A 26237-nucleotide genomic window follows, 5' to 3' on the forward strand; every position below is an offset into this window, starting at 1 on the left:
TGATGACCTCTCCGCCCCCCGAGCGTGCCTGCACGCAGATCGCCCTCGTGCGCTCTGTCGGCTATGCCGCGTTCGGGCGGCATGAGCGGGATCTCGACGTACTGGATGTGATCTTCGACAGCCTTGTTGATGCGCCAGGCAACGAAGGATCCCGGCAGCTGCGGTTCACCGGGCACGGGATCAGCCTGGACGTCGACGTCCACGGGCAGACCGAGCTGACGGTCGAGCTCCGGGTCACGCCGGCCGGGCCGGTGCAGGTCGAGTCCCGCGGGGCCGACGGTCCCGGCGAGACACGACTGGTCAGCTTCCTGCTGCAGTGGCCGAACAGCACTCAGCGCCCGGTCCGCACCGCGTGGGTCATGCTCTGATCCTGGCGATTGCGGAACCGGGCGCTGTGCCTATTATTTGGGCCAACTCACTGCTGTTTCAGGAGGCAAGCAGCAGTCTGAGTTTGTCCAAACACCGGCCTCGAATCGGGCCGATACTGCCGATCGGAATCCCGATCTTCGCCGAGATCTCCGCGTACGGCGCGGGCGGGTCGGCCATCAGCATGCCGAGCATCTCCTGCCAGCGGTCCGGCAGTGTCTCCAGCGCCTCCCGCACATCGGCGGCCCGCTCGAGAGCGATCATGTCGGCGTCCAGCTCCGGCTGGTCCCCCGGCTGCTCCTCGAAGGCCGTCGACTCGTACGTCAGCAGCACGCGCTTGCGAAACGCCAGCACCCGCAGGCATTCGCGGCGGGTCGTGACGACCAGCCAGGCGCCGACCCGCTCGGGGTCGACGCGGTGAATGTGCTCGAGCAACCGCAGCCACACCATCTGAGAAACATCTGCGGCATCGCTGTCACTGAGCCGGAAACTGCGGGTGACGGCCCAGACGAGCCGTGCGTAGTGGTCGACCAGCCGGCTCCAGGAATCCTGGTCGCCGGACGCGGCCTCGATCACCAAGGTCGCTGCCTCGGACCGGACCGCGGTCATTTCGGAATCAGTACCGGATTCGGCACTGAGTTGCTGCACCATGAATTCCCCCCTCGGGAATGCACCGCTCTTTTGTGTCGTGGCCCGCGTGTTCTGTCCCCCGCGGGCCCGTTTCGGTCAGTAGGCGCCGGCACTCCCCAGTACGGCGCGGGCGGTCTTCCAGAGAATCAGCAGATCAAGTGCGATCGACCAGTTGTCGGCATACCGCAGGTCGAGCCGCATGGACTCTTCCCAGGTCAGATCGCTGCGTCCACTCACTTGCCACAGTCCGGTGAGGCCCGGCTTGACGAGCATCCGGCGGGAGTCGTCGATCGCGTACAGCGCGACCTCGGACTGCAACGGCGGCCGCGGGCCGACCAATGACATCTCTCCCCGGAGAACGTTCATCAGCTGCGGCAGTTCGTCGATCGAGAAACGGCGCAGGTACTTGCCGACCTTGGTGATGCGCGGGTCGTCCCGCATCTTGAACAGAATGCCGTTGCCCTCGTTCAGGGCGACCAGGTCGGCCTTGCGCTCTTCCGCGTCGACGACCATCGTGCGGAACTTGAACATCGCGAACTGCTCCCCGCCACGGCCGACCCGGGTCTGCTTGAACAGCACCGGACCCTTGCTGGTCAGCTTGACCAGCGTGGCAGCGACGAGCAGCACCGGTGACACCGCAAGCAGCATCAGCACCCCGACGACACGGTCGAAGACCGCCTTCATCAGGTGCGGACCACCGCTGACTGACGGCCGCTCCAGGTGCAGGAGCGACAGACCGGCCACCGGCCGGATCGAGATCCGCGGCCCGGCCACCTCGACGATGCCCGGCGAGACGATCAGATCGACGCCCCGCTGCTCGAGCGCCCACGACAGCTTGCGCAGTGAGTGCCCGGTCAGCTCCGGATCGGCGGCGACGGCGACCACGTCGACGTCGTACTGGTCGACTGCTGCCAGGACGTCCATCTCGGTGCGGCCGAGGCGGTCCGAAACCGGTTCCTCGAACACGTCACCGCGTGGCAGACAGCTGGCCACGACGACGTATCCGTCGGCGGGCCGCTCCTCCAGGTGCCGATGCAGCGTGGTCACCTGGTCGTTGCGGCCGACCACCAGCACCCGGCGCATGCACCGGCCGGCGAACCGGCGCCAAGAGATCTGCCGGTGCAGCACCCAGCGGCCGATCATGGCCGCCAGACACGTCATCGGCACCGCGAGCAGGACGAAACCACGAGCAACTTCACTCTTGGTCGCGTACGACGTAATGGCGACCGCGGCGGTCAACGCCACGGCGGCCCGGATGACGGACCGGAACTCTTCCGGCCCGGTCCCGAAGTACCGGCTCTCGTACCCACGAGCCAGCGCCACGCAGACCAGCCAGGCGATCGGAGTCAGGGCCCCGATCACCAGATAGCCGATATTGATCTGGGCCCCGAACCGGCCGAGCAGCGCCAGCGAAACCCCGATCAGCGCCGCGGTCAGGTCCCCGGCGAGCGCAGCTCGCCGATACCTGGCCACCCAGCGTGCCTCGGTGAAACGTGCCGATCGCGGCACGGTCGCCTGCACCTCGTCCGGAACTACCCAGACCGGCCGACGACGTTCCCCCGAAGCCGTCGGCCGAAGATCGGCCGGTTCGGCCAGACCTTCGGACATGACAATTTCAGTCACGCACAGTCACCCCCCACAGGTGAACAGCGACAGCCGTGACCAACCCACTCCCCGTCACGGACAGTCGTCCAACACCGCCCCCACAACGGCGTGAGCAAGAGAGTACTACGTCGAACGAGCGTCGAACAGCATTCCCACGAGTGTTTACCCGTGCGCTACCGAGCGTGAGACTTGTTACTGACAAAGAGAAACCCCCGGAACCGGTTCCGGCTCCAGGGGTTCACCGACGCGGGGGTCGGGGTGTCAGCCGGCGATGAGACCGTCGCCGCTGATCAGTTCACGCATCTCGGCCAGCGAGCTGTCGCTCGGCGGCAGGATCGCGTCGGAATCGTGCAGGTCACCGTCCGGCACCTTCGCGCCGGAGCGGACGAAGTCCAGCAGCGCGGCGAAGGCGGTCCGGAAACCGGCCTCGTCGCCGGCCGCGACGGCCTTCTCCAGATCGCCGTCGACCGCGTTCAGCTGGTCGAGGCTCTCGTCGGCGAGCTCCCACTGGCCCTCACCCATGATGCGAACGATCATCGAACGTCTCCGTCCTGGGGTCGTGCCGGCTCTGAAACAGGCGCAGTTGCCGGCTGCTGACTCGCGGCAGCCGGGGCTGCGGGATCACCCGACAGCTCCTTCGGCGCGCTGCCACCGGACAGCTGGGCCTTCATGGCGGCCAGCTCGTCGTCGACACCGGAGGTGGACGACAGGCGCTCCAGCTCCAGGGTGATGCTGTCCTTCTGCGAACCGCTGGCGTCGTCGAGCGCGCCGGAAGCCAGCAGCTCGTCGATCGCACCGGCCCGGGCCTGCATCTGCAGGGTCTTGTCCTCGGCGCGCTGCACGGCCAGACCGACGTCGCTCATCTCCTCGGAGATGCCCGAGAAGGCCTCGTTGATCCGGGTCTGCGCCTCGGCCGCGGTGTAGGTGGCCTTGATGGTCTCCTTCTTGGTCCGGAAGGACTCGACCTTGGCCTGCAGCCGCTGCGAAGCGAGCGTGAGCTTCTCCTCCTCACCCTGCAGCTGGGCGTGCTGAGTGGTCAGATCGTCGATCTGCCCCTGCAGCCCGGACTTGCGGGTCAGGGCTTCGCGGGCCAGATCCTCGCGGCCCATCGAGAGCGCCTTCTGTGCCTGTTCCTGCAGCTTGGCCGACTGCGCCTGCAGCTGCGATGCCTGCAGCTCCACCCGCTTCCGGCTGGTGGCCACATCGGCCACACCGCGGCGTACCTTCTGAAGCAGCTCAAGCTGCTTCTGGTACGAGTAGTCAAGGGTCTCGCGAGGATCCTCAGCCTTGTCCAGGGCGGTGTTCGCCTTGGCCTTGAAGATCGTCGACATCCGCTTGAAGATGCTCATCGATATCCGTACCCCTTCTGTGCCGGAGCGTCGACCCGGCGTGCGTGTCAACCACCCTATGTCCCTACGGGTCACCACACCATCAGGACCGGCCCGGATACCGACCCCGATAAGCTAGGGGTGGAAGTATCCGGGGACCACCCCGAGTCGCGACTTTCTTGCCGAATGAGGTCCAGAGCCCGTGTTCCGTCGTACCAAGTCAGATACAACTAGTGCCACCGTACCTGCCGAACCCCAGGCCAAGGCCGGCGGCAAGGGCCGGCCGACGCCGTCGCGCAAGGAAGCCGAGGCGGCCCGCAAGGCGGCGTACAAGAAACCGCGCAACCGCAAGGAGGCCTCGGCGCTGCGCCGCGAGAAGATGGCCGCCGAGCGGGCCAAGATGCAGTCGGCCCTGCAGACCGGTGACGATCGTTACCTCCCGGCCGCCGACAAGGGCCCGGTACGGCGCTTCGCCCGCGACTACGTGGACGCGCGCTTCTCGGTGATGGAGTTCGCGCTGCCGATCCTGCTCGTGGTGTCGCTGGTCGGCGTCGTGTTCTCGCGGCAGTACCCGTGGCTGGCCGGGCTGGTGAACATCTTCTTCCTGATCATGGTGCTGTTCATCTTCGGCGACTGGTTCCTGCTGTCGGGCGGGCTGAAGAAGGCGGTCGCGAAGCGGCACCCCGGCGAGCCGACCAAGGGGATCGGGTTCTACGCGGTCCGGCGGACCATGCAGATGCGCCGCTGGCGGCTGCCCAAGCCGATGGTGAAGCGCGGCGAACGGCCCAATTGAGAGAGGCCAACTGAGCTGATCGGAACCGGGTAGGGTCGGGGTATGGACTTCCGCTATCTCGGCAACAGTGGTTTGAAGGTCAGCGAGATCTCGTACGGGAACTGGCTGACCCACGGTTCCCAGGTGGAGAACGATCAGGCGAAGGCGTGTGTGCAGGCGGCTCTGGACGCCGGTATCACCACGTTCGACACCGCCGACACCTACGCGAACACCAAGGCCGAATCGGTCCTCGGTGAGGCGCTGGCGGGTGCGCGGCGCGAGTCGCTGGAGATCTTCACCAAGGTCTACTGGCCGACCGGCCCCGGCGGCCCGAACGACACCGGCCTGTCCCGCAAGCACATCCACGAGTCGATCAACGCCTCGCTGAAGCGCCTGCAGACCGACTACGTCGACCTGTACCAGGCACACCGGTTCGACACCGAGACGCCGCTCGAGGAGACCATGGAGGCCTTCGCCGACGTGGTCCGCCAGGGCAAGGCGCTCTACATCGGGGTCTCGGAGTGGACGGCCGAGCAGCTGCAGGAGGGCCACCGGCTGGCCCGCGAGCTGCGCATCCCGTTCGTCTCGAACCAGCCGCAGTACAGCATGCTCTGGCGCACAATCGAGGCCGAGATCGTCCCGGCCTCGGAGGAGCTCGGCATCAGCCAGATCGTCTTCTCCCCGATCGCGCAGGGTGTGCTGACCGGCAAGTACCTGCCGGGTCAGCCCGCGCCGGAGGGCTCGCGGGCCACCGACGCCAACGGCGCGAACATGATCAAGCGGTTCCTGAACGACGACGTCCTGACCCGCGTCCAGGAACTGAAGCCGATCGCCGACGAGGCCGGCCTCTCGCTCGGCCAGCTGGCCGTCGCCTGGGTGCTGCAGAACCCTAACGTCGCCTCCGCGATCGTCGGCGCCTCCCGGCCCGAGCAGGTCGTCGAGAACGTGAAGGCCTCCGGGGTGAAGCTCGAGGAGACGCAGCTGAAGCGGATCGACGAGGCGCTCGGTAGCATCATCGAGCGCGATCCGGCCAAGACCGCGCAGAACTCCCCGCAGACCCGGCCCGGCTCATGAGCTGGGTGTGGCGGTTCGAGACCCCGACCGGCGCCGTCGTCGACCCGAGCGAGGTCGGTGGCACCGAGTTCACCGCTCAGGGTGACGCCGAGAGCTGGCTGGGCGAGATCTGGCGCGAGCTCGTCGAGAAGGGTGTCGGGCAGGTCTTCCTGCTCGAGGACGAGCGCGAGGTCTACGGCCCGATGTCGCTGGAGGCGCAGGAGTAGCAGACACCTGCTAGGCATTACGCTGCTTGGGTGATTGCTAAGCGACTGCTTCTTAGTCTGGTGGCGGGCCTGCTGCTCGCCGGGACCGCCGCCACCCAGGCGCATGCCGAGGACGGCTTCCGTTTCTGGGGTTACTACCAGTGGACGTCGCCCAGTTGGGCGTTCGCGCAGAAGGGCCCGGACGGCGTCGTACCGGCGGACGGGTCCGTCGAAGGCTGGCGGTACGCCGTCGGTGGCGCGAAGCCGCGAGTGCCTCGGGCCAAGGGTGACTTCGAGGCGATCTGCCGCGATGTGCCGGCCGAGGCAGGTAAGAAGCGGGTGGCCGTCGTGGTCGACCCCGGTACGGCGGACGACGAGCCGACCGGGGATCGCGCCGGCGAGGCCACCGGGACCTGTGTGGTGACGGACCCCAAGTCGAACGGCGCGCAGGTGCTGTCCGCAGTCGGGCCGACCCGGCTCGAGAAGGGCCTGACCTGCGGGATCAAGGGCTACCCGGTCAAGGGCTGCGGTGAGCCGGTGAAGAGCATCCAGGTGCCGGCCACCGACACTCCGGTGACGCTACAGATCACGGCCCCGAGCGGCTCGTCGCGGCCGACCGGATCGCTGGAGAACGACGTCCAGGGCAGTGCCATGTGGTGGCCGCTGGCGTTGGTGGTGCTGCTTGTCGGCGGTTTGATCGCGGGCGGTGTGACTCTCGTGCGCCGCCGGCGCACGTAGTGCGTGCTGTCGACCGCTTGACGCTCCCCCGGGCGCTGCATCCCGGGGCTTGGTGGTTGTGGGCACTCGGGATGGCGGTCGCCGCCAGCCGGACCCGGAATCCCGTGCTGCTCGTCCTGATCCTGGTGGTGACCGGGTTCGTGGTGGCAGCCCGCCGTACCGATGCTCCGTGGGCGCACAGCTTCACTGCGTTCCTCAAGCTCGGTCTGGCGGTGATCGGGATCCGGATCGTCCTGCAGGCGCTGCTGTCGACGCGCTCGCAGGGCAACATCGTGCTGTTCACGCTGCCGCAGATCCCCTTGCCAGGCTGGGCTGCTGGGGTCAAGCTCGGCGGACAGGTCACTTTGGAGGCGGTCCTCACCGCCCTGTACGACGGCGGGCAGCTGGCCGTCATGTTGTGTTGTATCGGTGCGGCCAACGCACTGGCCAGTCCCAAGCGGCTGCTCAAGTCGTTGCCTGGGGCCCTCTATGAGATGGGTGTGGCCTGCGTGGTCGCTCTGACCTTCGCACCGCAGTTGGTGACCGACGCGCGCCGCATCCGGGCCGCCCGGCGGTTGCGCGGGCGGACACGCGGTTCGTTCCGGACCACGGCAATGCCGGTGCTGGAGGGCGCGTTGGACAGGTCGGTGGAGCTGGCCGCAGCGATGGATTCGCGTGGCTACGGCCGGACTGCTCAGGTCCCGCGCCGGCAGCGGCAGCTCACCGGGTTGTGCGTACTTCTGGGGTTGCTGGGCATTCTGCTCGGCGTTTACGCGCTGCTGACGGACTCACTCGCCTTCCCGTTCGCCCTGACCGCACTGGCGATCGGACTCCTGCTGGCGGTCAGCGCACTCGGCATTGGCCGGCAGCGGGTGACGCGGACGCGCTATCGGCCCGATCCGTGGGCGCTGCCCGAGTGGCTGGTGACTGCGGCCGGTGCGGTCGCAGCCGCGGTCATGGTGGTCGCTGCGGTGCGAGGGGTGCACGGACTACTGCTGGACGGCCCACTCGTCGTACCGCCGATTCCACTGCTGCCGGTGGTCGGCGTACTGATCGGACTGGCGCCAGCACTGGTCGCACCGCCGGTCAGAGTGGGGGCTGCAGCGTGATCGAATTCGACCGGGTGACGATCACGTACGACCGCGCGGTGGCGCCCGCCGTACGGGATGTGAGCTTCACGGTGCCGGAAGGTGAGCTGGCGCTCGTGATTGGGCGGACCGGCTCCGGCAAGTCCACCTTGTTGCGGGCGATCAACGGTCTGGTGCCCCACTTCACCGGCGGGACGCTGGCCGGACGGGTGCTGGTGAACGGGCGGGACACGCGCGAGTATCGGCCGCGTGATCTGGCCGACGTGGTCGGGTTCGTCGGGCAGGACCCGATGACCGGGTTCGTCACCGACACCGTGGAGGACGAGCTCGCGTACAGCATGGAGTCCCTCGGTACGGCGCCTGACGTGATGCGGCGCCGGGTTGAGGAGACGCTGGATCTGCTGGGGCTGGCCGACGTCCGGGATCGGGCGCTGACGTCGCTGTCCGGTGGCCAACGGCAACGAACCGCTATCGGGGCTGCACTGACTTCGCACCCTGCTGTGCTCGTGCTGGACGAGCCGACCTCGGCACTGGACCCACAGGCGGCTGAGGAGGTGCTGGCCGCGTTGCAGCGGCTTGTGCACGACCTGGGTGTCACTGTGGTGATGGCGGAGCATCGGCTGGAGCGGGTGATCCAGTACGCCGACCGTGTGATCGAGGTGCCAGGCGGGATCGGCCTGGTGTCGACCGGGCTGCCGGCGGACCAGATGGTGACCGCACCGGTCGCACCGCCGGTCGTGGAACTCGGGCGGCTGGCAGGATGGTCTCCCCTGCCGTTGTCGGTGCGGGATGCACGGCGCGCTGCCGTAGCGCTGCGGAGTCAGCTGGCTGATGTGCAGCCGTTACGGCGGCCTACGGTGACTGGCGCCGAGTTAGCCCGGTGCAGTGAGCTCGTCGTTGGCTACGGAGCTGTGACTGCCTTGCGTGGCGTGTCTGTCAGCATCCGGGCCGGTGAAATCGTTGCAGTGATGGGCCGCAACGGCGCTGGGAAGTCCACACTGCTCAACGCGCTGGTGGGGATCGTCCCGCCGCGCTCCGGCACGGTGACCGCCGCTGGAGCCGACCCACGCCGTACCCGGCCGGCCAAACTGGTCAAGGCGGTCGGACTGGTTCCACAGGAGCCGGCTGATCTGTTGTATGCGGCAACAGTCGCAGACGAGTGCTCTGGCGCCGATGCGGACTTCCGGGTCGCGGCTGGGACCTGCCGGGCGGTCCTGGAGCGGCTGGCACCAGGTGTGGACGACCAACTGCATCCACGGGACCTGTCCGAGGGACAGCGGTTGTGTCTGGCACTGGCCGTCGTACTGTGTGGTGCTCCGCCGTTGTTGCTGCTCGACGAGCCCACGCGAGGGCTGGACTACGGCGCTAAGCGACGGCTGGTCGAGATCCTGCGGGAGCTGGCAGCGGCAGGGCATGCGGTCGTGCTGTCGACACATGACGTCGAGATGGTCGCTGAGGTCGCCACTCGGGTGATGGTGCTTGCTGACGGTGAGCTGGTGAGTGAGGGCGAGACTGCGACCGTGGTGGCGGACTCCCCCGCCTTTGCGCCGCAGGTGGCGAAGATTCTGGCCCCACTGACGTTCTTGACTGTCGGCGAGGTCGCCACGGCTCTGGAGCGCGCATCGTGAACCTGATCCGGCTGCGGCCACGCAGCACCGGCACGCTGTTGCTGGCGTCGCTGGTTGGCGTGGTGGCGTTCGCCTGGCCGCTGTTATGGCGGACTGACCAGGCCGGTGCGTCGGCGATTGGCCACACGACCGATGCGCCGTGGCTGTTCGTTCTGCTGCTGCCCCTGCTAGTGGCCGTCGTACTGGCTGAGCTGTCCGAGTCAGGGATCGATGCGAAGGTCATCTCCCTGCTGGGGATGCTGGCTGCGGTCGGTGCGGCGCTGCGGACCTTGGGTCCGGGTACTGCGGGGCTGGAGCCGGGGTTCTTCCTGCTGGTGCTGGCCGGGCGAGCCTTCGGGGCCGGCTTCGGCTTCGTCCTCGGGTCCGTGTCGCTGCTCGGTGGTGCGCTGATCAGTGGTGGCGTCGGGCCGTGGATGCCGTTCCAGATGTTCGCCTGCGCGTGGGTGGGCTGCTTCGCTGGCCTGCTGCCACGGGTGGGCGGTCGGCTCGAGTTGCTGCTGCTGGCTGCCTACTCTGTCGTGGCCGGTCTGCTGTACGGCGTGGTGATGAACCTGTGGTTCTGGCCGTACGCCACCTTCGGCAGCGACTTCTCCTTCATCCCGGGCGATGCACTGGTCGACAACCTGCACAGGTACCTTCTGTTCGTCGTGGCGACGTCTCTCGGCTGGGACATCCCGCGCGGCGTGCTGTGCGCCGTACTGGTGCTGGCACTCGGCCGACCGGTGCTGAACGCCTTCCGCCGGACCGCCCGGAAGGCTGCCTTCGACACCCCGGTCCTGTTCGAGCCTAGGAGTCCGCATGTCTGACCGCACCCTCATCCTCGGCGGCGCCCGCTCGGGCAAGTCGCTCGCGGCCGAGCGGCTGCTGTCCGCCGTGCCGGACGTTCTGTACGTCGCCACCGGCGGAGACGACTCCGGTAGCAGCGAGTGGGCAGCCCGGGTGGCCAAGCACCAGTCACGCCGCCCAGCCTCCTGGGGCCTGGTCGAGACGATCGACCTCGTCCCCCTGCTCTCGGCTGCCGGTCCCCCGCTGCTGATCGACTGCCTGACCCTCTGGCTCTCGCGCACCATGGACTCGCTCGACATCTGGTCCGACCTGGACCGCTTTGGGCTCGTCGAGGATCGCATCGCCGCCTTGACCACCGCCTGGTCCACCACCGGCCGCCGTGTGGTTGCTGTCAGCAACGACATCGGCGCCGGCGTGGTCCCCGCCGACCCCGGCACCCGACTCTTCCGCGACCTGATGGGCCGCCTCAACACGGGCATCTCGCTCGCCTCCGACCAGGCCCTCTACACCATCGCCGGCCGAACCCTTCCCCTCACATGATCGACTCACTCCGCCTGGCTTTCGGCCTCCTGAGCGTCCTCCCCGCCGGCATGCCGTCCCACGTCGACCGCACCGTCGGGCGCCGCGCCATGCTGCTCGCGCCTCTGGTCGGCGCTGTCCTGGGCGGCATCGCGGCCGGCGTCGTCGCGCTCGTGCAGTTGGTCCGCCCCGACGCCGACCTGCTCGCGGCGGTCCTCGCCGTACTGGTCGTGGCTGGGCTGTCCGGCGGCCTTCACCTCGACGGCCTGGCCGACTTCGCCGACGCCCTGGCCAGCCGCCGCGACCGCGAAACCATGCTCCGCATCATGAAGCAGAGCGACATCGGCCCCTTCGGCGTCATCAGCATCGTCGGCTCACTCTTGATCGACATCGCCGCCCTCACCGCGTGCATCCAGTCCGGCTTCGGCTGGCAAGCAATCCTCATCGCCACCACCGCCAGCCGCCTCACCCTCGTCTGGACCTGCCGAACCACCGTCCCCTCCGCCCGCCCCGACGGCCTCGGCGCAGTCGTCGCCGCGACCGTCCCGACACCGGCCGCAGTCCTCAGCACCCTCGTCGTACTGGCTGCAGCCTCAGCCCTGGCGTGGCTCACCGGCTCTTCTGTCCACGCCGCCGCCATCGCCGTACTCCTGGCCACCGCAGCCGCCCTGGCGACCACCCACCGAGCCCGAACCACCCTCGGCGGCACAACCGGCGATGTACTGGGCGCAGCCATCGAACTCGCCCTCGCCGTGGCCCTCACCGCCCTAGCCCTCGTTTAGGCGTTGGCTGGGTCGCGAGGGTCAGTGTCGATGACCCCTTGGATGTAGTTGGCAACAGACGTGTCCCCGCGGCCCGCTACGAACTCGATCACCTCAAGGCGGATCCGGCGGCCTTCAGCGAACTCACCTGCCGTCATCGCAATGTCGGCATCGGCCAGACCGATCCGGATACGTAGATGGGGGTCAGCTACCTGGACGTAAATGGTCCTGGGCACGTCCATCAGTGAGCGGGCGTCGGCGATGTTGCCCTGCTTTGCTCTGACGCCGGCCAGGAGGCAGTGCGCCTGGGCGAGGCAGTCGTCGGCGGACAGGGCGCGGGCAGTCGCCGCTGCTGCGATCAGGTGCTCTGCGGCCTGCTCGTACCTCTTCACCTCGGCGTAGATCTCGCCGACGAGGAGCCTGCTTTCGGCCTGGGCGGTGCTGTTTGGCGATGCGAGCACCACTGCCTGCTCTCCCCAGCGCACGGCAGCCTCGTAGTCGTGCAGCTCCACTGCGATGGCGGCCAGTCTGCAAACGGCGAAGACCCGAAGATACTCGGGACCGTCCATGCGATCGATCAACGCGAGTGCCAAGAGTCCGTGCCGATGAGCGTCCTGATACCTGGCCAGGCGCAGTGCCGACTCCGCGAGCTGCATTTCAGCCCTGGTCTGCAGGTCGAGCGAGCCGGTCTGTCCGGCCAGCTCGCGGAGCCGGAGGCCCGCGCTCCACTGATCGGCGGGCGTGCCCGGATGTTTCATCCACAACGCCAGCTCCAGCCTGACCGAAAGCTCGAGGGGACCAGTCTCGGCAACGACCTCGGCAATCGTTTGGAACAGCTGGTTGTGCGGCTCGCGATAGCCACGGAGGCTGAGGTAGCCGCTCAGCAGGAGCGTGAGCGTCCCCGCGAGCTCGGGTTGACCAGCGCCAAGAGCAGAGCGGGCTGCGGCATCAATGAGGGACCAACTGGCCTCGAACCACTGAATCGCGTCGGCCTCTATCTCGCCTTCGGCCTCCGGGAGCACCGGCGTTGCGGGGGTCTCCAGGTGTGCCGCGAGGGTCCAGCCGTGGTTGAGGCCGGAGTCGGCCAGTGCCGTCAGCCGATGGACCGCTTCGAAATAGCGCTGCCGAGTGGGTGCGGGATCGCCCGCGAGCTGTTCCGTGGCGTAGGACCGAACCAGGGCGTGCATCTTGTAACGGCGCAGCGGTTCGACCGCGACGAGTTCGACCAAGCCCAGATCGACCAGCTGCTCGAACGCCGCCGTACCGGCCAACTCGTCGTGGCCCAGCAGCGGCGCCGCCACCCAGGCAGGGAACTCCGTCACTCCAACCAACGAGAGCCCAGCCAGTAACTGCGCCGTCCGAGGCTCAGCCAACGCGAGACTGCGATCCAGACTCGTCCGTACGGCGAGGTCACCCGCCACCATCGAGTCGAGCGTCAACGAACCCGCCAGCGCCGGCAGCAACTCATCCCCGGACAAAGCAAGCCGCGAACCAACAATCCGCAGCGCCAGCGGCAGCCCGGCCGAGTGCTCGACCAACACCTCGATCGCTTCCTGATCCCGAACCGGCCGACCAATCAGCCGCAGCAGAAGACCCCGGCTCACCTCCGGATCAAGCCCCACGACCTGGCGATGCACCGCGGTGACCAACTCAGGCAGCGGCGCGCGCGACGTCACGATCACCGCGCTCCGCGATCCAGCCGGTAGCAACTGCTCAACCGTTCCACTGTCAAGCGCGTCATCCAGCACCAGCAGGAGCGCCAGGTCCGTCGTGCGCTGAAGAAAGACCTCACGCCGTTCCGGCAGATCGTCCGGGATTTCACCGGACGACAGCCCCAGCGACCGCAACATCCGCCCCAGCAACGTCCGCGCCGGAACCGGCTCCCCAGCCACGTCCTGCAGCCGCGCGAACAACTGCCCGTCAGGAAACGCATCCGCCGCCAGATGCCCAATCCGCGTAGCAGCCGCAGACTTCCCAACCCCCGCAGCACCCCACAAACAAATCGTCGCCGCGTCCACCTTCAACGCCCGTACGGCGTCCGCCAGCAACTCGTCACGCCCAACCAGCAGCGAGATGTCGACCGGCAGTTCGCGCGGCACCGTGTCGTCGGACACGGCACGATCCACCGGATCGTTGCGCAAGATCGCCGAGTACAACCGACGCAGGGCAGGCGCGGGCTCCAAACCGAACTGATCAGACAGTGTCGCCGCCACATCGGCGTACACCTCCAGTGCTTCCTGCCGTCGCCCTGTCAGGTGCAGCGCCGTCATCCACGCCGCCACGGTGGCTTCCCGCGTCGGGTCCTGCGCGACGACAGCCGGCAACTCATCGAGCAGCTTGGCGTGCAACCCCGCGGCGAGGTCAGCCTGGATCCGCTCGTCAACCGCCCGGCGCCGCTCCTCCTCGATCGGAACGCAGAGCCGATCACGAATCGCGCGGTCCACCAACTCGGGCAGCAGCTCTCCACGCCACAGCGCCAACGCCGTACGCAGCGCTGTCCCTCGCTCGGCGGCATTCCCCAACCCGCGAGCCTCGGCAACACCAGCCCGAAACCGTTCCAGATCGACACTCCCGACCGGCGCCCGTACGGCGTACCCGTCCCGACTGCCATCGATCGCGATCCCGGCCTTGCGCAGCCGGGAAACGTAGACCTGCAAGGCGCCCCGCGCATCCTCGGGCGGATCATCCGGCCAGACCAGATCGATCAGCTGCTCCGTCGGCAGCGACTCATTTGCCCTCAGCAACAAACTCGCGAGCAGCAACCGCTCCTGCCGCCGTACCAGCTTGATCTCGGCCGCACCGTCGTGGACCTCGAGCGCCCCCAGCAATCGGAAGTCCACCTACTCAAACCTGCCTGTTGTGAGGGTCCCGGGGGTCATTGTCCAGCTCGTAGCGGACCTGATAGGCGCCCAGAAGGTCACCGCGCTGCTCCATCGTCGCGAGCATCTCGAGCCGGATGCGGCGACCGGTGGCGGCGTCGCCGCGAACCATCGCCAGCTCGGAGCCGTACTCACTCAGGTACATGTCGATGTCCACTGGCACCCGTTCCAAGCGTCCGCGCGCCTGATCGAGCAGCCGCTGTGCTTCGTCCAGGTTGCCGCGATGAATCTCCAGGTACGCCGTCAGGCAGTCGACCTGCGCGTCGAAGTACGGGCTCTGCATCGGTGCACAGATCTCCCGGGCCCGGTGCAAGGCCGCTTCGGCCTCGGCGAGGCTGCCTTGTTTGACCAGGATCTCACTCAGGGTGTTCTGGCCGAAGAACTCGTTCACCGTTCCGGGCGCCGCCTCGGCGAGCAGTTGGCGGAACCACTCGACGGCGGCCGGGTAGTCACGCCGTACGACGCTGTTCTGGCCGAGGTTGCGCAGGACCACGTGCCGGACGATGACCGGCCCGTCGTGGTGATCGATCAGGTCGAGCGCGAGTTCGCTGAGCTCCTTGTCCCGGTCGAAGTCGCATTGCCGGCGGACGGAGTTGGCGAGGTTGATCAGCGTCCGCACCTTGAGCTCGACCGAGCCGCTGCGCTGAGCGTTCTGCCAGCTCTCCTCCGCGACCGGCCAGCTCTCCGGATTGGCCGAGCCTAGCGCGGCGACCAAGCAGATCTCGGTCCGGACGAGCAGCTCCAGCTCGCCGGCGTCGCGCAGAACGCGTTGCAGCTCCAGCAACAGCTCGTGCCGGGGTTCCCGAAGGTCTGCGATGGTGTAGAAGCTGAACAGCCTCAGCCCCAGCGCCGTTGCCACCTCGAGCCGGCGGGCAGCAATGGCCGACGTCGCTGCCGCATGCAGCAACTGCCAGGACTCGCCCAGCCATTGCCGCTCGTTGCCGGCCAGATCGTGCTCGGCCTGCTCAAGAACGGTCTCGCGGGGCGTCAGCACCGCCTGGGCCGTGGTGAAGCCGTGCCCGAGCCCGTCGTCGGCGACCACGAGCAGGCGCAGCGAGGACAGCAGATACCGGCCCAAGGGCTCAGCCGGAGCCTCCAGCCGCTCAGCAGCGTAGGAGCGAACCAGGGCGTGCATCTTGTACCGGCCGCGGTTGACCAGCTCGACCAGTCCGAGGTCGACCAGCCGCGCGAAGGCCGCCTCGCCCACGGACTCGTCGGTGTCCAGCAACGGCGCCGCGACCCAGGCCGGGAACTCCGCCACACCGACCAGCGACAGGCGCTCCAGCAGGTGCCGCGCTTCGGCATCTACCAGGATCACGGTGCGATCCAGACTGGTCCGTACGGCGAGGTCACCGGCCACCATCGAGTCGAGCCGCTGATCCTCGACGCCCAAGGATTCCGCCAGCTCCGGCAGCAGATCATCGCCGGATAGCGCGAGCCGCGAACCGACGATTCGCAGCGCTAGCGGTAGTCCGGCGGAGTGGTCGATGACGACGTTGATCGAGTCCTCGTCGCGCACCGGGCGGCCGATCAGGCGCAGCAGGAGACCGCGGCTCACCTCCGGATCGAGGCCTGCCACCCGGCGATGCACCGCCGTCGACAGCTCCGGCAGCGGCGCGCGCGATGTGACGATGGCCGCGCTGCGCGGCCCTTGCGGCAACAGATACTCGACAGTCTCGGCGTCGAGGGCATCGTCCAGCACCACCAACAAGGCCAGGTCTGCGGTGCGCTCTCGCAGCACCGCGCGGCGCTCGTCCACACCGTCCGGCACCTCACCGGACGACAATCCCAGCGACCGCAGCATCCGCCCCAGCAACGCCCGTGCCGGGACCGGCTCGCCCGCGACGTCCTGCAGACGCGCGAACAGCTGGCCATCGGGGAACGCCTCAGCGGACCGATGCGCGATCCGAACGCCGCTCGCCGATTTGCCGACGCCGGCGCCGCCCCACAAGTGGTAGACGGGTGCACGGTCCCGGTCCGGCCGCGTCAGAATCTCGACCGCCTCTGCGACCAGCTCGTCGCGGCCGACCAGCACCGAGATGTCCACCGGCAGCTCGCGTGGCACTGTAGTGTCCGGCGCCGCCAGATCTGCGGTCAGCGCCGGATCGTTGCGCAAGATCCCGGCGTACAGGCGACGAAGCGCCGGCGCCGGCTCGAGGCCGAACTGGTCGGAGAGCCTGACGGTCGCAGCGGAGTAGACGTCGAGCGCATCCTGGCGACGGCCCAACCGATGCAGTGCGGTCATCAACGCTGCAACGGTGATCTCGCGCGTCGGGTCCTGCTCGACGAGAGCAGGCAGCTCGGTCAAAAGATCCGCGTGCAACCCGGCGGCCAGGTCAGCCTGAATGCGTTCGTCGAGGGCGCTGCGTCGCTCCTCCTCGACCGGCACGCAGAGCCGGTCACGGATCGCCTGGTCAACCAGCTCGGGGAGCAGCTCGCCGCGCCAGAGCTCCAGCGCGGCGCGCAGCCCACTCCCCCGGCCGGTGGGATCCGGCAGTGCCCGCGCTGCGGCAACAGCTCCCCGGAACCGCCCCAGGTCGGTCGAGGAGGCCGGCACCCGTACGGCGTACCCGTCGCGACCGCCGTCGATCACGATCCCGGCCTTCCGTAAGCGGGACACGTAGACCTGCAACGCCCCTCGCGCGTCCGCCGGCGGATCATCCGGCCAGAGCACATCGATCAACTGCTCCGTCGCCGCCAGTTCATTTGCCCTCAGCAACAAAACCGCGAGCAGCAGGCGTTCCTGCCGCCGTACCAGCTTGATCTCGGCCGCACCGTCATGGACCTCGAGCGCTCCCAGCAGGCGAAACTTCATCTAGAGCGGCTCCTCGGGGGTATCGCTCGACCACCAAGGGTCGTGCTCGAAATCGTGACGCACTTGCCAGGCACCGAGCAGATCGCCCCGTTCCTCCAGCAGATCGATCAGCTCACGGCGGATCCGGCGGCTGGTCGCCCGGTCGCCGCGTGCCATCGCCAGCTGGGATTCGAACTCTTTCAGATACATGGCAATATCCCGGCCGGGCTCTTGGTCGAACCGGGATCGGGCCTGGTCGAGCAACCGTTGCGCCTCGGCAACATTCCCGCGCCGAATCTCCAGGAAGGACGTCAGACAGTCGACCTGCGCGTCGAGGTAGGCGCTCTGCATCGGGGCACAGATCTCCCGGCTGCGCCGAAGCGCCTGCTCTGCCTCAGCGAATCTGCCGTCCAGGACCAGCACCTCGCCCACCTGGTTCTGTCCGTAGAACTCCTGCACCGTACCTGGCGGGCACGCCGCGATCGCCTTCTGAAACCATTCGACCGCCGCCGGATGGTCGCGCCGCGCAGCGCAGTTCTGACCCAGGTTGCGGAAAACGATGTGCCGGACGTCGGTGGGACCACCGTGCTGTTCGATGAGCTCAAGGGCGAGCTCATCGGCTTCGCGGTCCCGGTCGAAGTCGACCTGCCGGCGGGCAGTGTTGGCTACGTTGATCAGCGTTCGCACCTTAAGCTCGACCGAACCGGTGCGCTGTGCGTTCTCCCAGCTCTCGTCGGCCACCGCCCAGCTGCGCGGGTCTGGCGAGCCAAGAGCCGGGACCAAGCAGATCTCGGTCCGGACGAGCAGTTCCAGCTCACCAGCCTCGCGCAGAGCACTTCGGACCGCCTGGAGCAGGTCGATCCTTGGCTCCCGAAGGTCAGTGACCGTGTAGAAGCTGTTCAGCCTCAGCCCCAGAGCCGCCGCCAGTTGGAGACGCCCCGCCGCAATAGCCGTCATCGCTGCCGCCTGCAGCAACGGCCAGGATTCGCCCAGCCATTGCCGCTCGTTGCCGATCAGACCGCGTTCGGCCCGATTCAGGCCGATCGCGGTCGGCATCTCCATGATCCGAGGCGTGGCGAATCCGTGCCCGAGTCCGTCGTCGGCGATCATCAGGAGCCGCAGCGAGGCCTGCAGGAACCGGTCGAGGGGCTGCTCGGAAGCCTGCAGCCGCTCAGCCGCGTACGAGCGAACCAGGGCGTGCATCTTGAACCTGCCCTGATTGACCAGCTCGACCAGGCCGAGGTCGACGAGTCGCGCAAAGGCCGACTCTCCCGTCGACTCATCGGTGTCCAGCAGCGGGGCTGCCACCCAGGCAGGGAACTCCGTCACACCGACGAGCGACAGGCGTTCCAGTAACTGGCGCGCCTCGGTGTCCACGAGGACCAGAGTGCGATCCAGACTGCTCCGTACGGCTAGGTCGCCGGCCACCATCGAGTCGAGTCGCTGATCCTCGATGCTCAACGAACCGGCCAGCTCCGGGAGCAGTTCGTCTCCGGACAACGCGAGCCGCGAACCCACAATCCGCAGTGCCAGCGGGAGCCCGGCAGAGTGCTCGATCACCACCTTGATCGAATCCTCGTCGCGCACCGGCCGACCGATCAGCCGCAGCAGGAGGTCGCGGCTGAGGTTCGGCTCGAGCGGCATGACTCGTCGATGCACCGCCTCCGGCAGCTCCGGTAGCGGGGCGCGGGACGTGACGATCACCGCACTTCGCGATCCCGACGGTAACAACTGCTCAACAGTCTCGGCGTCCAGGGCATCGTCCAGCACCACCAGCAGGGCCAGGTCCGCCGTCCGCTCGCACAGCGCATCGCGGCGTTCGGCCAAGCCTTCCGGGATCTCGCCGGACGGCAATCCGAGCGACCGCAGCATCCGTCCCAGCAGCACCCGCGCCGGAACCGCTTCGCCGTCAACGTCCTGCAACCGCGCGAACAGCTGACCATCGGGGAACGCAGCGGCCGAACGATGTGCGATCCGGACACCGGTCGCGGACTTACCGACCCCGGCACCGCCCCACAGATGATAGACAGCAGCTCGGTCCCGTCCTGGTTGCGACAACGCCTCGACCGCCTGGTCCACCAACTCCTCGCGCCCGGCGAAGACGGAGATGTCGACCGGCAGCTCACGCGGCACCGTGTCGTCCGACGCTGTTCGGTCTCCGATCAGTTCCGGGTCGTTGCGCAGGATCGCCGCGTACAACCGGCGCAGTGCCGACGCCGGCTCGAGGCCGAACCGATCGGACAGGACCGCGGTCACGTCGGCGTAGACGTCGAGCGCATCCTGCCGTCGGCCCACACGATGCAAGGCGGTCATCCATGCCGCCAGGACGGCCTCCCGAGTTGGATCCTGCTCGACCAAAGCGGGGAGCTCAGCGAGCAGTTCGACGTACAGCCCGGCCGCCAAGTCGGCTACCACCCGCCCGTCTGATGCGCTACGCCGTTCCTCCTCCACCGACGCACAGAGCCGATCTCGAGTAGGCCCAGCGGCCAGCTCGGGAAGGAGCTCACCGCGCCACAGATCCAGCGCCTCCCGCAGCCGCGAGCCCTGTTCTGCGGGATCCGCCAGCGCCCGCCCCTCGGCGACCAGGGCGCGGAACCGGTCGAGGTCCGTGCTCCCGGTCAGCGCCCGTACGGCGTACCCGTCTCGGCCGCCGTCGATCGTGATCCCGGCCTTCCGCAGCCGAGATACGTAGACCTGCAATGCGCCGCGCGCATCCTCGGGCGGATCATCCGGCCAGACCAGATCGATCAGCTGCTCCGGCGGCTGCACCTCATTTGCTCTCAGCAACAAACCGGCGAGCAGCAGCCGCTCTTGGCGTCGTACCAGCTTGACCTCAGCCACGCCGTCATGGACCTCAAATGCTCCCAGCAGGCGGAATTCCATCTGCGGATGATAGCCGGTCCGGACAGCCGAAAGCCGCCCCGGCCAGAACGGCCGGGACGGCTCTCGAAACCCTGCGTCAGGCGATCTCGGCGACGAGGTCGACCTTCGGCTCGGCGAAGTGGCAGGCTGCGGCATGGCCGGGGGCCGACTGCGGCTTACCTTCGAGCTTCGGCTCCTGGGTGGCGCAGATGTCCTCGGCCTTCCAGCATCGGGTCCGGAAGCGGCAACCGCTCGGCGGGTCGATCGGCGAAGGGACGTCGCCGACCAGCCGGATCCGCTCCTTCGCGGGGACGCCGCGGATCGTGCCGAGGTCAGGAGCCGCCGACAGCAGCGCCTGGGTGTACGGGTGCTGCGGGGCGCCGTAGATCTGCTCCCGCGGGCCCTGCTCGACGATCTTGCCCAGGTACATCACTGCGACCTCGTCACAGAAGTGACGAACCACGCCGAGGTCGTGCGCGATGAACACGAACGCGATACCGAGATCCCGCCGCAGGTCCTCCAGCAGGTTCATCACCTGGGCCTGGATGGACACGTCGAGCGCGGAGACGGGCTCGTCGGCGATGATCACCTCGGGCTCGACCGCCAGCGCGCGGGCGATCCCAATACGCTGCCGCTGACCGCCCGAGAACTCGTTCGGGTAGCGGTTGTGGTGCTCGGGGTTGAGACCGACCCGCTCCAGCAGCTCCTGGACCCGGGTGAGCTCCTGACCCTTCTTCACCAGGTTGTGCACGCGCAGCGGCGTACTGATGATGTTGCTCACCGTCTGGCGTGGGTTTAGCGAGCTGTATGGGTCCTGGAACACGATCTGCAGCTGGCGGCGGAAAGGACGGAGGTCCTTCTCCTTCAGCTGCGCGATGTTGGTGCCCTTGAAGTTGATCTCACCCGACGTCGGTGTGAGCAGGCGGGTGATCATCCGGCCGGTGGTGGACTTGCCACAGCCGGACTCGCCGACCAGGCCGAGGCTCTGGCCGGCCTTCAGGTCGAAGCTGACGCCGTCGACGGCCTGGACCGTCTTCTTCGTCCGGCCCAGACCATGCGCCTCCTTGATCGGGAAGTGCATCTTCAGGTCGCGGACCTGCAGCAGCGTCTCGCCCTGGGCGGCCGGCTGATCGATCGGACGTACTGTGTCGCTCATAGTTCTCCTCAGTCCCCTCGTCAGCTCAGTCTCGGCAGGACTTCGGTCTCGTAGATCGAGGCCTTGTCGTGCAGATGACAACGGGACGTGTGGGCACCAGCGCCGTCCACCGGCAGCAGGTCGGGCAGGTCGGTCGTGCAGCGCTCGCCCTTGACTCGGTCCTTGTACGGGCAGCGCGGGTTGAACGAGCAGCCGCTCGGCAGGTTCAGCAGGCTCGGCGGCAGTCCCTTGATCGGGCGCAGCTTCTCACTCGCCGCCGACACCGTCGGGATCGACTCGAGCAGACCCCAGGTGTAAGGCATCCGCGGGTTCGCCAGCACGTCCTCGGCGGTCCCGTACTCGACGCAACGACCGGCGTACATCACCAGTACGTCGTCGGCCATCTCGGCCACCACACCCAGGTCGTGGGTGATCAGGACGATCGCCGAGCCGAATTCCTTCTGCAGGTTGTTCAGCAGGTCCAGGATCTGCGCCTGCACCGTCACGTCGAGCGCCGTGGTCGGCTCGTCGGCGATGATCAGCTTCGGGTCGTTGACCAGACCCATCGCGATCATCGCGCGCTGCCGCATACCGCCGGAGAACTCGTGCGGATACTGACCGAACCGGCGGATCGGGTTCGGGATACCGACCAGGTCGAGCATCTCCAGGGCGCGCTTCTTGGCGACGTCCTTGGAGACCTTGTGGTGCACTCGGTAGGCCTCGGAGATCTGGTTGCCGATCGTGTACAGCGGGTGCAGCGACGACTGCGGGTCCTGGAAGACCATCGCGACCGCGTCACCGCGGACCTTCATCAGGTCGTTCTCGGACAGACCGATCAGCTCGTCACCGCCGAGCCGGATCGAGCCGGTGATCTGGGTGCGCTTGCGGTCGTGCAGACCCATCACGGCCATGCTGGAGACCGACTTGCCGGAGCCGGACTCGCCGACGATCGACAGCGTGCGGCCCAGCGGCACCGAGTAGCTCAGTCCGTTGACGGCACTAACTACACCGTCAGCGGTCGGGAACTTCACCGTCAGGTCCTCGACCACCAGATAGGGCGTCTCGCCGCTGGGGTTCATCAGACCGGCGCGCTTCTCACGCGTCGCGACCGACGGGCCGCGCTTGGCGTCCGCGGCCGCTGCCGCCTGCTCACCTGCACTCTCGGCCATGCTGTCCTTCCGGTCTTCGGGGGCGGGAGTGGTCACGAAAGCCTCACCCGCGGGTCGATCAGGCTGTAGGCCACATCCACGATGAAGTTCATCGCCACGAGCACCACGGAGGCGACCAGCACGGTGCCCATGATGACCGGCAGGTCGTAGGTCTCCAAGCTCTGCAGGACCAGGTTGCCCAGTCCGGGCAGGTCGAAGATCCGCTCGGTGAAGATCGCGCCGGCCAGACTGCCGGCGACGTCCAGACCGAAGATCGTGATGACCGGGATCATGCCGGAGCGCAGCGCGTGCTTGTACGTCACCTTGCGGTCCGACAGGCCCTTGGCCCGCGCCGTCCGGATGTAGTCCTCGCTCAGCGTCTCGACCATAGAGCCGCGCGAGTACCGGGCGTACGCCGTGCAGTTGTAGATGCCCAGCACCAGCCACGGCGTCAGCAACCCGGCGAACCACTTACCGGCGTTGTCCGTCAGCGGGGTGTATCCACCGCGCGGCAGGATCGGGTACAGGATCGTGAAGTAGAGCGAGATCATCAGCGCCACGATGTAGTACGGCACCGAACTGAGGATCAGCGTGCTGCTCATCAGCGCCCGGTCGCCCAGCGTTCCGCGTCGCTTCGCAGCCATCGAGCCTACGAAGACACCGATCGTGAGTACCAGTACGGCGTACCCGGCGACGAGCGACACTGTGACCGGCAGCCGGTCCTTGATCATCTGCGTCACTGGACGGTCGTTCTTGAAGGAGTACCCCAGGCAGGGCGCGTTGCAGTCCTGAATGACGCCAGACGTCTCGAAGGTCCGCCCGGCGAAGATGCCCGCGGTGTACTCGGCGAACTGCTGAACCTTGGGCTGGTCCAGGTTCAGGTTTTTCTTGATCTCGTTGTATCGCTCCTGGGTGCAGTTGCGATCACCACAGATCGCGGCGGCCGGGTCGGTCGGCGCGATGAAGAACAGCGCGAAGGTCGCGATCAGCGTGACCAACACGACACTGAGCGCGCTGACCAGGCGGCGCGCCACGAAGTAGAGCACGAGGTGTCTCCTCACCGAGGGGGGTGGTGACCGGCGTCGTTGGGCCGGCCACCACCCCTTCTTTCAGATCAAGCGAGATCCGTCAGCGAACCGGTTACGGCTGCTTCAGGTACAGCGACGTGAACTCGGGCATGCCCTGGGTCATGTCGTTGACAGCGTGACCGATGTTCTTACCGACCGGGAAGGCACTCGCCGAGTAGTACAGCGGAACCAGCGGCAGGTGATCCTGCATGATCTTCTTGTCGATCTTCGACCATTCCTTCAGCTGCGCGTTCGGGTCGAGATCGGCGACACGGTCGATCTCGGCGTCGAGCGCCTTGTCCTGGAGCTGACCGATGCTGTTGCCCAGCTCGATCGCGTCGGACTTGAACAGCACCGGGAACCAGCTGGTACCCGACGGCCAGTCCGAGCACCATCCGGCCGGGGTCTTGCCCATGTTGACCGGAGCGTTCTGGTCACCGGTCAGGGTCCGGATCTTGGCCTTCGGCACACCGGTGGCCTTGACCTTGAAGCCGGCCTTCTCGTAGACCTGCGTCCGCAGTTGGTTGACCTGCGTGGCGATCGGGTCGTCGTTGGAGAAGTACCAGGACAGCTCGAAGCCGGACTTGCCCAGCTTCTCCAGCTCCGCCTTGACCTCGGCCGCGACGGCCGGGTCCTCAGCACCCTTACCAAGGCCGTTCATGCCCGGCAGTTCGTACTTCTCGTAGCCCGGGACGGCCGGCGGCAGGATCGTCGAGGCCGGGAACGAGCTGTCCGGAGCCTGGCCGGAGACCTTGCGCCAGGAGTCGAACGGGAAGGACTTGACGATCAGCTTGCGGACCTCGATCGGGATCTTCCGGGTGTCCATCGGCCAGGTGATCGTGCAAGGACCGGGGCCCTTGACCAGCTGACTCGGGTCCTTCAGTTCCGGGTAGAGGCTGACATCCAGGTTGCTGTAGTTCAGCGCGCTGGCGTCCGGTCCGGCCGAGGCCAGGACCTGCCGCTGCACCTTGATGGTGTCCTGAGCGAACTTGAAGTCGAACTTGTCCGGGTACTGGTAACGCACCGGGTCGGTGTTCGGGTCCCAGTTCGGGTTCTTGGTCAGCTTGAGCTGGCTGCCCGCGGTGTACGACTCGACCTGGTACGGGCCGGTCGCCATCGGCTTCTGCTCGTAGTTCTTCTTGGTGTCCTTCGCCTGCGGGATCGGCGTGAACATCGGGAACGCCGCGTAGTACGGAAGGTCGTTGAACTTCTTGTCCAGGTGGATGATCAGCGTGGACTCGTCCGGCGTCTCGACGCCGGCGTAGTTCTCGCCGCCCTGGGTGTACGGGCCCTTGTACTTGCCGCCGTCCTTGAAGAACTGCAGTTGGTACGTCGGTCCGGAGGAGAACAGATCGTGCGCGAACGAGCGCTTGATCGAGTACGCGTAGTCGGCTGCCTTGACCGGCGTGCCGTCCATGTACTTGATGCCCTGCTTGAGCTTGAAGGTCCAGGTCAGGCCGTCCTCGGACGGCGTACCCAGGTCTTCTGCCAGGTCGGGAACCAGGACCGGCTTGCCGGTCTTCTCGTCCAGCTTGTACTGGGTCAGCGCCCGGTACATCAGCTTGCCGATCTGGTTGCCGTCGACGTAGTAGATGTCGGTCGGGTCGAAGGTGTCCGGCGTGACGTCCGAGAGGACAGTGATGGTGCCGCCGGACTTGGCGCCCTCGATGGGCTTCGCCGGTCCCTTGGCCGTCGCGTCGGTCGCCTTCTCCTGCGCGCCACCCACGTTGCCGCCGCCGGTGTTGTTGCTACCACTGTTCGACGACGGGCTGCCGCAGGCCACAGCGGCCAGCATGACCGTCGCCGCCACCGCGGTGATCCGTTTCCACTGCATGGTTGTGTTTCTCCTTTTCTGCCGCGAGGGGCAACGCCGGGCTACCGGCGGGTCTTCGGGTCGAAGGCGTCGCGGACCGCGTCGCCCAGCAGCGCGAGTGCGAGCACCAGGATGGTGATGCCCAGCACCGGCAGCCAGAGATAGATCGGGTCGGCCTTGAACCAGTTCGTGGCGGTGGCGATCGTCTGGCCCCAGGACGGGACCGGCTCGATCAGGCCAACACCGAGGAACGACAATCCGGCCTCTGCAGTGACATATGCGGGCAGTGCCAGCGAGGCCGAGATGACGATGGGTGCCACCAGGTTCGGCAGCAGTTCCTTGAAGAGCACTTGCCGCGTCGGCACCCCGATCGCCTTGGCAGCCAGCACGAACTCGCGTTCGCGCAGGGACAGCACCTCGCCCCGGATGATCCGGGCCAGTCCGGCCCAGCCGAAGAACGACAGCACGAAGATCAGCACGAAGAATCTGATCTGGGCCTGTTCCGCCGGGGTGAGGTTGAACGAACCGCCGCGCAACTGCTCGACGATCGGCACCATCGCGATCGCGAAGAGCAAGTACGGCAGGCTCAGCACGAAGTCGATGACCCAGGAGATGATCCGGTCGACCCAGCCGCCGAGGAAGCCGGCCAGCAGCCCCATGACGACACCGATCACGGTACCGCTGACCGTCGCGATGAACGCGATGATCAGCGACGGGCGGGCGCCATACACCCAGCGGGCGAAGTTGTCGCGACCGGTCTTCGGCTCGACGCCGAACCAGTGCGCGGGCGTCGGGCCGTTGACCGGGAAGCCGTAGGCATCAACCAGGTCCGGATTGAAGGTTCCGATGTCGGCCCCCTCGAGCTTGACCAGCAGTGGCGCGAAGACCGCCACCAAGATGAACAACACCACGATGGTGGCGCAGACGATGGCGACCTTGTCCTTGCGCAGCCGGTCCATCGCGATCCGGGTCGGCGACTTGCCGTGCGCGACACCTTTGGCCCGCTCGGGCTCCGCAGAGGCCGGGTGGTCCTCGATCCCAACAGTGGAGTCGGGTGACCCAATGCTCATTCGCGCTCCG

The 26237-nt window shown here is 67.4% G+C and carries 22 protein-coding genes; 10 read left to right on the top strand and 12 right to left on the bottom strand.

What is annotated here, in order from left to right; all coding sequences use genetic code 11:
- Positions 1–2 precede the first annotated feature (2 nt).
- The gene (locus tag E1263_RS09935) at positions 3–368 is read left to right on the top strand and encodes a hypothetical protein (protein WP_132166918.1); all 366 of its coding nucleotides are present in this window, start codon (positions 3–5) and stop codon (positions 366–368) included.
- A 58-nt stretch (positions 369–426) separates the two neighbouring features.
- Here E1263_RS09935 and E1263_RS09940 read toward each other — a convergent pair whose 3' ends face one another.
- The 4 genes from E1263_RS09940 to E1263_RS09955 all read right to left on the bottom strand — a co-directional run bounded on the left by E1263_RS09940 (position 427) and on the right by E1263_RS09955 (position 3950).
- Positions 427–1017, bottom strand: coding sequence for an RNA polymerase sigma factor (locus E1263_RS09940; protein ID WP_132166919.1), 591 nt, complete (start codon positions 1015–1017; stop codon positions 427–429).
- A 75-nt stretch (positions 1018–1092) separates the two neighbouring features.
- A complete protein-coding gene (locus E1263_RS09945) occupies positions 1093–2619 on the bottom strand; it encodes a sugar transferase (protein WP_238161151.1) in 1527 nt (508 codons plus the stop codon).
- Between the two features lie 243 nt (positions 2620–2862).
- The gene (gene pspAA / locus E1263_RS09950) at positions 2863–3138 is read right to left on the bottom strand and encodes a PspA-associated protein PspAA (protein WP_132166920.1); all 276 of its coding nucleotides are present in this window, start codon (positions 3136–3138) and stop codon (positions 2863–2865) included.
- Positions 3135–3950, bottom strand: coding sequence for a PspA/IM30 family protein (locus E1263_RS09955; RefSeq protein WP_132166921.1), 816 nt, complete (start codon positions 3948–3950; stop codon positions 3135–3137). The genes pspAA and E1263_RS09955 overlap by 4 nt, the downstream gene beginning before the upstream one ends.
- A gap of 181 nt (positions 3951–4131) precedes the next feature.
- Here E1263_RS09955 and E1263_RS09960 point away from each other — a divergent pair, with 181 nt between their 5' ends.
- From E1263_RS09960 to cobS, 9 genes are read left to right on the top strand one after another with little or no spacing between them, the layout of a single operon-like run.
- Positions 4132–4722 (top strand): DUF3043 domain-containing protein, encoded by a 591-nt coding sequence (locus E1263_RS09960; RefSeq protein WP_132166922.1) that lies wholly within the window; start codon positions 4132–4134, stop codon positions 4720–4722.
- Positions 4723–4764: 42 nt separating this feature from the next.
- Positions 4765–5775, top strand: a complete 1011-nt coding sequence (locus E1263_RS09965; protein ID WP_132166923.1) for an aldo/keto reductase family protein — start codon at positions 4765–4767, stop codon at positions 5773–5775.
- Positions 5772–5981: a hypothetical protein gene (locus E1263_RS09970; RefSeq protein WP_132166924.1), complete on the top strand. Its 210-nt coding sequence runs from the start codon at positions 5772–5774 to the stop codon at positions 5979–5981. The genes E1263_RS09965 and E1263_RS09970 overlap by 4 nt, the downstream gene beginning before the upstream one ends.
- Positions 5982–6011: 30 nt before the next feature.
- A complete protein-coding gene (locus E1263_RS09975) occupies positions 6012–6698 on the top strand; it encodes an SCO2322 family protein (RefSeq protein ID WP_132166925.1) in 687 nt (228 codons plus the stop codon).
- Positions 6698–7786, top strand: a complete 1089-nt coding sequence (locus E1263_RS09980; protein ID WP_132166926.1) for a CbiQ family ECF transporter T component — start codon at positions 6698–6700, stop codon at positions 7784–7786. Before E1263_RS09975 ends, E1263_RS09980 begins: the two co-directional genes overlap by 1 nt.
- On the top strand, positions 7783–9393 hold the full coding sequence (locus tag E1263_RS09985) for an ABC transporter ATP-binding protein (protein ID WP_132166927.1): 1611 nt from the start codon (positions 7783–7785) through the stop codon (positions 9391–9393). The genes E1263_RS09980 and E1263_RS09985 overlap by 4 nt, the downstream gene beginning before the upstream one ends.
- Positions 9390–10199 (top strand): ECF transporter S component family protein, encoded by an 810-nt coding sequence (locus tag E1263_RS09990; RefSeq protein ID WP_132166928.1) that lies wholly within the window; start codon positions 9390–9392, stop codon positions 10197–10199. Before E1263_RS09985 ends, E1263_RS09990 begins: the two co-directional genes overlap by 4 nt.
- On the top strand, positions 10192–10719 hold the full coding sequence (locus tag E1263_RS09995) for a bifunctional adenosylcobinamide kinase/adenosylcobinamide-phosphate guanylyltransferase (protein WP_132166929.1): 528 nt from the start codon (positions 10192–10194) through the stop codon (positions 10717–10719). Before E1263_RS09990 ends, E1263_RS09995 begins: the two co-directional genes overlap by 8 nt.
- The gene (gene cobS, locus E1263_RS10000) at positions 10716–11480 is read left to right on the top strand and encodes an adenosylcobinamide-GDP ribazoletransferase (protein ID WP_132166930.1); all 765 of its coding nucleotides are present in this window, start codon (positions 10716–10718) and stop codon (positions 11478–11480) included. The genes E1263_RS09995 and cobS overlap by 4 nt, the downstream gene beginning before the upstream one ends.
- Here the strand turns inward: cobS and E1263_RS10005 are convergent.
- The 8 genes from E1263_RS10005 to E1263_RS10040 form a co-directional block, all read right to left on the bottom strand.
- The gene (locus tag E1263_RS10005; protein ID WP_132166931.1) at positions 11477–14299 is read right to left on the bottom strand and encodes an AfsR/SARP family transcriptional regulator; all 2823 of its coding nucleotides are present in this window, start codon (positions 14297–14299) and stop codon (positions 11477–11479) included. The two genes, cobS and E1263_RS10005, sit on opposite strands and share 4 nt — an antisense overlap.
- A gap of 4 nt (positions 14300–14303) precedes the next feature.
- Positions 14304–17153, bottom strand: coding sequence for an AfsR/SARP family transcriptional regulator (locus E1263_RS10010; RefSeq protein WP_132166932.1), 2850 nt, complete (start codon positions 17151–17153; stop codon positions 14304–14306).
- Positions 17154–20015, bottom strand: coding sequence for an AfsR/SARP family transcriptional regulator (locus E1263_RS10015; protein ID WP_165956562.1), 2862 nt, complete (start codon positions 20013–20015; stop codon positions 17154–17156).
- A 76-nt stretch (positions 20016–20091) separates the two neighbouring features.
- Positions 20092–21150, bottom strand: a complete 1059-nt coding sequence (locus E1263_RS10020) for an ABC transporter ATP-binding protein (protein WP_132166934.1) — start codon at positions 21148–21150, stop codon at positions 20092–20094.
- A gap of 20 nt (positions 21151–21170) precedes the next feature.
- Positions 21171–22334 carry an ABC transporter ATP-binding protein gene (locus tag E1263_RS10025; RefSeq protein WP_420323380.1) on the bottom strand — a complete coding sequence of 388 codons (1164 nt, stop codon included), beginning with the start codon at positions 22332–22334 and terminating at the stop codon, positions 21171–21173.
- Entirely contained in the window at positions 22331–23323 is a 993-nt protein-coding gene (locus E1263_RS10030; protein WP_132166935.1) for an ABC transporter permease, read from the bottom strand. The genes E1263_RS10025 and E1263_RS10030 overlap by 4 nt, the downstream gene beginning before the upstream one ends.
- A gap of 94 nt (positions 23324–23417) precedes the next feature.
- Positions 23418–25178: an ABC transporter substrate-binding protein gene (locus tag E1263_RS10035; protein WP_132166936.1), complete on the bottom strand. Its 1761-nt coding sequence runs from the start codon at positions 25176–25178 to the stop codon at positions 23418–23420.
- A gap of 41 nt (positions 25179–25219) precedes the next feature.
- On the bottom strand, positions 25220–26227 hold the full coding sequence (locus E1263_RS10040) for an ABC transporter permease (RefSeq protein WP_132166937.1): 1008 nt from the start codon (positions 26225–26227) through the stop codon (positions 25220–25222).
- Positions 26228–26237 lie beyond the last annotated feature (10 nt).

This window comes from Kribbella antibiotica, assembly GCF_004349055.1.
GTDB classification, from domain to species: Bacteria; Actinomycetota; Actinomycetes; order Propionibacteriales; family Kribbellaceae; genus Kribbella; species Kribbella antibiotica.